The following is a 1,454-nucleotide window of genomic DNA, read 5'->3' on the forward strand; positions in this document are numbered from 1 at the left end:
CGGCTCCCCTCCCCGCCACCGCTTCCGTCCCCTTCGCCGTGCCCGCGTCGGCAACGGGCGCTGCCGTGGCGGGTGTTGTTTCCGGCGCCGCTTCCGCGACGGGTGTCCGGAGCAGCCGCTCGCGGTGGGCCAGTACCGAGGCGAGCGCCGCACCGCCCTCGCCCGGGATCTGGTTGCGCATCCGGACCACGGCGACCCCGGCGCTCAGCGCCCGCTCCACGTCGGTGATCCCCGTCCACAGCTTCTCGGCGCGGCCCGCCACCGCCTCGGCCTGTTCGGCGTCCCCCCGGTAGTGCCAGCGCTCGGCCACGTCCCGGTACAACTGGATGCCGGCGACCGGGTCCCCGGCCTCGGCGGTCGCGCGGGCGCGCACCTCGCGGACGCCCAGCGCGACGGGGTGGGAGACGCCGAGGACACCCGCGACCTGTGTGTCGAGCTGGGTGGCGAGCGCCCGGGCCTCGTCGGTGCGGCCCGCGTCGAGGTGGTCCGTCACCTGGGCCAGGGACTCCGCGTACGCCTCGCCGCCCTCCGGCGCTCCGGGCCGGGGCGCTGCGGCCGAGCCCTCTTTCGCGGCGCTCTTCGCCGCGCGCCTGCCCCGGTCCTTCTCCTGGCGCCTCTCGCGGCGTTTCTCCGCGCGCTTCCTGGGCGCCGCGGCGCGCGGCCTGCCGGTCTTCACCTCGCTCACCTCGCCGTCGGGCGACACGATCAACGGCCATACAGCGCCGTCCGGTTCGCTGGCCGTGGCCCGTACGGAACGGCCGAGCCGTCCGGCGGCACCGGCCACGACCTCGATGGCGGCGGCGCGCGTGGGGTGCCCGGACGTCTCGATCAGCGGCCCCGACGCGAGCACCCGGCCGTCGTCGTGCACGGTGAGGGCGTAGACGGGCCAGGCGGGTACATCGGCGGACTCGCGCATCGTCGACATGACGTTTCTCCCGTGCGGTTGGACTCCCGGCCCGGTCAACAGGCCTAGCGGACGGTGACGTCGGCGACCCGCCACGGCTCGTCGGCCGTCGCGCGGGTGAGCTGTACGTAGACGGCCGACACGACGGGCTCGCCCTTCCACCCCTCGCGCCCCTCCGGGGTGGCGGTGACGGTCCACTGCCGCCACGCCTCGGTCTCGGAGTCGGGCGGCTTGGCCGCGTCCTCGGTCTTCTCCGGTACGACGGCGGTGCGGGCGCCGTGTTCGGCCCACTCCTGCCACTGGGCGCCGGGGACCGACTGCGACTGGTGCGCGCGCAGCCGGTCCGCGTACGCCTCGGTCAGCCAGCCCGCGTCCGCGGCGCGCAGCCCGGCGTCGTGCGGCCCGCTGTCGGCGGCGGTGTCGTAGGTCCACAGGGCGGTGAGCGCGCCCTCGCCGACCTCGTCGGCGTCGGCCGGGTCGACGTCCTGGGGCCGGACCGTGCTGCCCCGGCCTCGCCGGTGCCGGTGGGCCGGGGCAGCACGGTCCGGCC

1 protein-coding gene and 1 pseudogene are annotated in these 1,454 nt (G+C 76.8%); both read right to left on the minus strand.

What is annotated here, in order from left to right:
* Positions 1–925: hypothetical protein (locus BHU15_RS37745; RefSeq protein WP_218028106.1), on the minus strand; the 925-nt coding region annotated here is incomplete at its 3' end.
* Positions 926–969: 44 nt separating this feature from the next.
* Positions 970–1,454, minus strand: a pseudogene (locus BHU15_RS40760) (hypothetical protein); the annotation flags it as partial.

This window comes from Streptomyces niveus, assembly GCF_001723055.1.
GTDB classification, from domain to species: domain Bacteria; phylum Actinomycetota; class Actinomycetes; order Streptomycetales; family Streptomycetaceae; genus Streptomyces; species Streptomyces niveus.